Origin of the sequence: Bacillus sp. AFS001701 (genome assembly GCF_002559405.1) — a bacterium.
Classification (GTDB): domain Bacteria; phylum Bacillota; class Bacilli; order Bacillales; family Bacillaceae_G; genus Gottfriedia.
Genome location: NZ_NTZO01000526.1, coordinates 1 through 7,399, shown reverse-complemented (window position 1 = coordinate 7,399; position 7,399 = coordinate 1). Strand labels below are relative to the sequence as shown.

The 7,399-nt window shown below is 32.2% G+C and carries 4 protein-coding genes; 3 read left to right on the top strand and 1 reads right to left on the bottom strand.

Annotation, left to right across the window (positions count from 1 at the left end):
• Positions 1 to 206 precede the first annotated feature (206 nt).
• Positions 207 to 1,103, bottom strand: a complete 897-nt coding sequence (locus CN514_RS22065; protein ID WP_098234418.1) for a L,D-transpeptidase family protein — start codon at positions 1,101 to 1,103, stop codon at positions 207 to 209.
• A 386-nt stretch (positions 1,104 to 1,489) separates the two neighbouring features.
• Here CN514_RS22065 and CN514_RS22060 point away from each other — a divergent pair, with 386 nt between their 5' ends.
• From CN514_RS22060 to CN514_RS22050, 3 genes are all read left to right on the top strand, one after another.
• Positions 1,490 to 3,118 (top strand): glycoside hydrolase family 13 protein, encoded by a 1,629-nt coding sequence (locus tag CN514_RS22060; protein WP_098234417.1) that lies wholly within the window; start codon positions 1,490 to 1,492, stop codon positions 3,116 to 3,118.
• 378 nt (positions 3,119 to 3,496) lie between these two features.
• Positions 3,497 to 5,233, top strand: a complete 1,737-nt coding sequence (locus tag CN514_RS22055; RefSeq protein ID WP_098234416.1) for an ABC transporter ATP-binding protein — start codon at positions 3,497 to 3,499, stop codon at positions 5,231 to 5,233.
• Positions 5,233 to 7,020: an ABC transporter ATP-binding protein gene (locus tag CN514_RS22050; RefSeq protein WP_098234415.1), complete on the top strand. Its 1,788-nt coding sequence runs from the start codon at positions 5,233 to 5,235 to the stop codon at positions 7,018 to 7,020. The genes CN514_RS22055 and CN514_RS22050 overlap by 1 nt, the downstream gene beginning before the upstream one ends.
• The last annotated feature ends 379 nt before the right edge of the window (positions 7,021 to 7,399 follow it).

Here is a 7,399-nt window from a genome sequence, read left to right as displayed (position 1 = left end):
ATAGAAAGGAGCTGCTATTGTACAAGTTTTAGGTCAAAATACCTTAACTGGCATGGGTAATTTTTAAGTTTAATTGCGATTCTCAAAATTTAATTGCAGTTTTGTCAATTTTAATTGCGAAAATCAGATTTTATTTGCAGTCCACCTTATTTTCATTAAAAAAAGGGTTCCATTAAAAGCTAGGATCATGGATACCCTCTAATAGTTTAATAATTTAATTTTTGAACCCCATTTAATCGACTATCAAATCGGTCCTCGCCATTCGTTTTTACATTTTTCTTTAATGTAAATGTATAAAAATAAGCTGACACTAACTCACGGTTTTTTTCTTGGAGTTTGTCTAATAATAATTTTTTTGTACCAGCACCAACAACTCCATCACTAGTTAACCCATTATCTAGTTGAAATGCTCTTACTGCCTGATCTGTGCCTTTAGCAAAGTAACCATCGACCCCGTTTGTAGAGTAACCTAATTTTGTTAATGTATCCTGCAGCCATTCAACCTCTGAACCTACACTTCCAAGTTGTAAACTAGTAGGGATATCGGTAGGTTTTGTTACAACAACAGTTCCTGAATCATCATCAAATAAATGATTTGCAACTGCGATGTCTTGAAATGACATGTTTGATGAAGTGATTAAAACAGTCGTATTTTTCTGGACACGATCAAATAACCATTCAACTTCTTCATCATACATTCGTACACAGCCATGACTAGCATAAGTTCCAATTGAACTTGGATTATTATTTCCGTGGATTGCATAGGTTGTACCCCATGTCCCTCTAGCATTTAAACCTAACCACCTATTACCAAGCGGATTCCTCGGATCGCCACCAGGAATATTATCTTTATAATAGGGACGATTAACAATTTTAACAACGATTTTGAACTTTCCTTCAGGAGTTAGATCCTGACTCTTACCGGTTGCAACTTTAAAAACTTTGACCAATTTACCATTTTCATAGAAAGCTAATCTATTAATCGATTTATTAATAATGATAAATTGCGAAACAGGTTTTGTTTCTGCGGCGAAAGACTGAACAAAAGATGTGCTCAAAAATAAAAGTAGTACGAAGAAAAAAATATAACAGCGCTTAAACAAAATTCTCCCCCTAACAAAATTTAGAAAATATATAGCCTTATATATTATGAAAGGATCGCTTGTCCTATCTAATAAAAATTTCAAATTAGAAAAAAATAGATTAATTGGAAAACTGTAAAATGTTTAAAAAGGATCCAAAAAATGTAAATGTTTGCATTAATGAACAATCTTGATAAAACAGAAAATGTAAGCGGTTAAAAAGGGTAGATGAATAATTGACTTTTAAAACTAGGACACTTTTACCATTAAAATATGCACGCGGTTGCACAGTTTTAGTAAAAGGGTTTGAGATTTAAAATTTCACGTACCATATTAATGTTTTTAGAAAAAATCACAATTAATTTTTTAGTTTTTAAGATTTATACATAATCTAGGAGGCAATTTAAATGGAGAAAAAATGGTGGCATAATAGTGTAGTTTATCAAATATATCCTAGAAGTTTTATGGATAGTAACGCTGATGGAATCGGTGATTTAAAAGGAATAATCGAAAAGCTTGATTATTTAAAGCTTTTAGGAATAGATGTTATTTGGTTGAGTCCTGTATATAAATCTCCTAATGATGATAATGGTTACGATATTAGTGATTATTGTGACATTATGGAAGAGTTCGGCACGATGAATGATATGGATGAATTAATTTCAGAAGCGAATCAACGAGGGATTAAAATCGTAATGGATTTAGTCGTGAACCATACATCTGATGAGCATCCGTGGTTCATTGAATCAAGAAAGAGTAAAGATAGTCCATATAGAGACTATTATGTTTGGAGAGATCCTGTGAATGGAAGTGTACCAAATGATCTTCCTTCTGTTTTCAGTGGTAGTGCATGGGAATATGATGAACAAACTGGTCAATACTTCTTGCATTTATTTAGTAAAAGGCAGCCAGATTTAAATTGGGAGAATCCAAAAGTACACGAAGAAGTATATAATATAATGAACTTTTGGCTTGATAAAGGAATTGGTGGGTTCCGAATGGATGTAATTGATTTAATTGGGAAGATTCCTGATCAAGAGATTACGGCAAATGGTCCAAAGCTACATGAATATTTGCAAGAGATGAATAAAAAGACTTTTGGAAATCATGATGTGCTAACTGTTGGTGAAACTTGGGGAGCAACGCCAGAAATTGCAAAGCTTTATTCGGATCCTGCTCGAAATGAATTAAGTATGATTTTTCAATTTGAGCATATCGGTCTTGATCAAGAAGAAGGTAAGGAAAAATGGGATTTAAAGCCGCTAAATTTGTTAGAGCTAAAAGATGTTTTTAATAAGTGGCAAACTCAGCTTGATGGAAAGGCTTGGAATAGCTTGTTCTGGAATAATCATGATTTACCACGAATTGTTTCTAGATGGGGTAATGATAAAGAATATCGTATTGAAAGTGCAAAAATGCTTGCTACAATCCTTCATTTAATGCAAGGTACACCATATATTTATCAAGGTGAAGAAATTGGAATGACAAATATTCGATTTGAAAGCATAGATGAATATGACGATATTGAAACGAAAAATATGTATAATGACCGTATTTCAAAAGGATACAAGCACGAAGACATAATGGAATCGATTTATACAAAAGGTAGAGACAATGCACGTACTCCAATGCAATGGAATGGAGAAAAGCATGGAGGTTTTACAAAAGGAAGCCCTTGGTTAACAGTAAATCCGAATTTTACTAAAATAAATGTTGAACAATCGATAAACGATCCAGATTCAATTTTTCATCATTATCGCCAGTTAATTCATTTGCGAAAAGAAAATCCTGCAATTGTTTATGGTTCTTTTAAAATGCTTGCTGAAAAGGATGAAAAAGTATTTGCATATGAAAGACAGTATAATGGTGAAAAATTCCTAGTTGTAGCAAACTTTACAAATGAGGAATCAAAATTTAGTCATAGTACTAGCTATGATGAAGTAAGTATAATTTTAAGTAATTATAAAGATTCAAGTTTAACTGATGTGAATAATAGCTTAAGACCGTATGAAGCAATTGTTTATAAAATTAAATAATTAAATTTATTAAAAATAGTTTGACATTTTAAAGTCCACTCGTATATGATAAAAATATCAAATAAGAAGGAGGTAGGTTAACATGATGATTGTAAGAAAATTAAACTGTGAATTATCACAAAATTTCATAATGATTATGAACCCTATCTCTACGCAGGACGGACCACGTTGAAATTTAGATTTCAATTGACGATCTAGCCATGGGTTTATATTACCCATGGCTTTTTTGTGCCAAAAATAAACGATTCATTTTTGTTTTTGGGCGAAACGTTTCTTTATGGCCATGGGGTATGGAAAATATTCCCATGGCCTTTTTATTGTCAAAAAAAGTGGAGGGTTGCGTAGAGTTAGGTTAATTGATACAAGGGAGGTATAAATTTGTCTCGAATTTTAAAATATGTCTTTAGGCATAAGCTTTCATTTATTATTGGTTCAATTTCAATGGTTTTAGTAATAGGTGTGGATCATTTAATTCCTTATTTACAAATGATTCTTATCGATGATGGTATTACAAAAGGAAAAGAATCTGTTGTCCTACCAGTTATTGGAGGTATTATAGGTGTCACAATCATTAAATCAATTTTTGGTTATGTAAAAGAATATTTATATGACTTAGTAAGTTCGAAGGTTCATGAAGATATAAAAAATGATATGTTCAAGCATATTCAAAGTTTTGAATTTAAGTATTTTGACTCGATGAATACGGGTGAATTACTTTCAAGAATTAATGAAGATGTGGAAAATATCTGGCAAACAATTGCGTTTGGACTAAGATTGTTTGTTGAAAATATTATTTATTTTACTGTCAGTACAGTTATCTTATTTGTAATTAATTGGCAGCTGGCACTAATCTGTTTAGCAATTATGATCCCAATTGGATATATGGGGACGCGTTTAAATCGCTTACTTAATAAAGGTTACGGTAAAATAAGTGACCATACAGCTGAAATCAATACAACAGCTCAGCAAAATATTGCGGGTGTAAGATTGGTTAAAGCATTTGCTAGAGAAAAGCATGAGACGGTGAAATTTTTGAAAATGAATCGTGGCTATTATGATTTAAATATGGCTCAAGCTAAAACAATGCGTAAATATTTTCCTAATATTGAATTTTTAACAAATATTGCACTAGTTGCAATGATTATTCTAGGTGGATATTTCGTTTTACAACATAGTATGACGCTAGGTGAACTAGTTGCATTTAGTGGATATATTTGGAACTTAATTTGGCCGATGAGAATGTTAGGCTGGTTAACAGATGTACTTTCTAAAAATCAAGCTTCTGCGAAGAAGATTTTTGAAATTTTAGATCGTAAAACAGCAATTGAAAACAAAGAAGGTGCATATACACCTAATCTAGTTGACGGTTCAGTGGAATATAAAAATGTAAGCTTTAAATACAATGATGAAATTGTCTTAAAAGATATTAATCTATATATTCCAAGTGGTAGTAAAGTAGCGATTATGGGAACGACAGGTGCTGGGAAATCTTCAATTCTTCATCTGATTGGTCGCTCATACGATGTGGCTGAAGGAGAAGTGCTAGTAGATGGCGTTAATGTTAAAGATTTCAATCTAACATCTTTACGTCAAAATATGTCTCTCGTTTCTCAAGATACTTTCCTTTTCTCAGATACGATTGAAAATAATATTAAACTAGGAAACCCAGAAGCTACAATGGATGAAATCCGTGAGGCTTGCCGTATTGCTTGTTGTTTAGACTTTATTGAAGAGCTAGAAGAAGGATTCAACACGGAAATTGGTGAACGAGGAATTGGTTTATCTGGTGGCCAAAAACAACGTATATCAATTGCCCGCGCATTATTAAGAAATGCTCCAATCCTAATTTTAGATGATGCAACTTCTGCATTAGATATGGAAACGGAATATGAATTATTACACAATTTAAATAAACGTTTCTCACATAGTACAACTTTTATCATTGCACACCGTATTTCAGCAGTAAAAAATGCTGATGTCATTTTATTTGTTGAAAATGGAGAAATAGTTGAAAAAGGAAATCATAAACAATTACTTGATAAAAAGGGAAGATACTTTGAAGTTTACGAAGAACAATTTAAAGATTTTGAGACAGTAGAAAGTGGGGTGGTCTAATGGCACAAAATACGATAAATCGTGATGAAGACCAACTAAATCGGAGTAAGACCGAGCTTATTCTTAGGCTCGGTACTTATTTAAAACCTTATAAATTAAAAACATTTGCCGTTATTTGTTTAATGTTATTTGTAATGGTAATTGGGATATTAAACCCATATTTACTAAAGGTAGCAATCGATACAAATATTAAAAATCACGATGTAAAAGGGCTCATAATGATTGGAGCTGTACTATTAGCACTAAATTTCTTAGCAATGATTGCTTCAAAAATACGTTGGACGATGATTAGCTCCGTTACGAATAATATTTTAGTAAATATTCGTCATGAACTTTACACCCATATTCAAAAACTATCATTTACATTTTTTGATAATCGTCCAGTAGGAAAAATTTTGGCTCGTGTAATGGGTGATATTAGTGCTCTCCAAAATTTATTCAATCAAAGTATTCAAACATTAATTCCGGAATTACTAAGCTTAGTTTGTGTTACAGTCGTAATGTTTATCTTAAATGTAAAACTTGCAATCGCATCAGTATCAATTCTTCCATTTTTAGCAGTTGCCATGTTTTATATCGAAACACGTGCACGTAAAAGATGGGATGATTACCGAAAGAAACGATCGAATTTAATTGCGTTTATACATGAAGATTTTTCAGGAATAAAAGTAGTTCAATCCTTTGCGAAGGAAAAAGATAAAGAAAAAGACTTCAAAGAAAAGGTTTCTGAATTAATGGGATCATTCATGAGAGCAGTAAAAATGAATGACTTCTTCTGGCCATTAGTTGAGCTTTCATGGGGTGTTGGTACTGTAATTGTATTTTATGTTGGTTATAAGCTTGTAACTAGTCAAGATATTGAAGTCGGAACATTAATCGCATTTTCAATGTATATTGGCATGTTCTGGCGTCCAATTATGAACTTATCAAACTTTTATAATACATTAATATCAAACTTCTCGGCAGCTGATCGGATTTTTGACATAATGGATATTGATCCAGAAATTATTAGTGAAGAAAATGCACCTCCAATTGGACGAATTAATGGTGAAGTTCAATTTAGAAATGTGACTTTTGGTTATGATGCAAATTCTACAGTCTTAAAAAATGTGAATTTCACAATAAATCCTGGTGAAAAAATTGCATTGGTAGGTGCAACAGGAGCAGGTAAAACGACGATTGTTTCACTTTTAAGTCGATTCTATGATCCTTTAAAAGGTGAAATCTTAGTAGATGGAAACGATATTAAAAAAGTAGATTTAGAATCTTTTAGAAGTCAAATGGGAATTATGCTACAAGATACATTCCTATTCTCAACATCGATTATGGAAAATATTCGATACGGAAAACTAAATGCTACAGATGAAGAAGTAATTGCTGCAGCCAAAGCAGTCCACGCTCATGACTTTGTCATTAAAATGGAAAATGGATATGATACGGATGTAAACGAGAGGGGTTCAAGGCTTTCATTAGGTCAAAGACAATTAATCTCTTTTGCTCGTGCTCTACTAGCTAATCCTAGAATTTTGATATTAGATGAAGCTACCTCGAATATCGATACACATACAGAGAAGCTTGTTCAAAATGGTATTGAAAAGCTATTAGAAGGTCGTACTTCATTTGTCATTGCCCACCGATTATCAACTATTCGTGACTGCGACAAAATTATGGTAATTGGAAACGGAAATGTCGAGGAAAGCGGTACACATGAAGAGTTATTAGCATTAAAAGGACATTATTATAAGCTATACATGGCGCAATATAGCTTCATTAATGATGGAGCATAATGGATTTGTTTTAAATAGATTAAGGCTGTCTCAAAAGTCGGGTTAACTGACATATGGGCGGCCCTTTTTTTATTGGAAAATGTACTAGAGCAAAGTGTGTTTAGGGTATTTCAACAATGTTTTTTATTTGCAGTGGATCTAATCGTGCTTATTTAGCTATTTTTGTAGGTTCTAATCAATTTTTAATTTAGATAGAAGGCATATTTGCAAGTTTTCTATTTGAAATGATCTGCTTTTGCCTGTTTTTCAGGACTGAATACCCTAACTGGTATGGGTACTATTAAATTTTAATTGCGATTTTTAGGATTTTAATTGCAGTTTTGATAAATTTAATTGCTATTCTTAGATTTTAATTGCGATTTTCAGATTTTAATTGCAG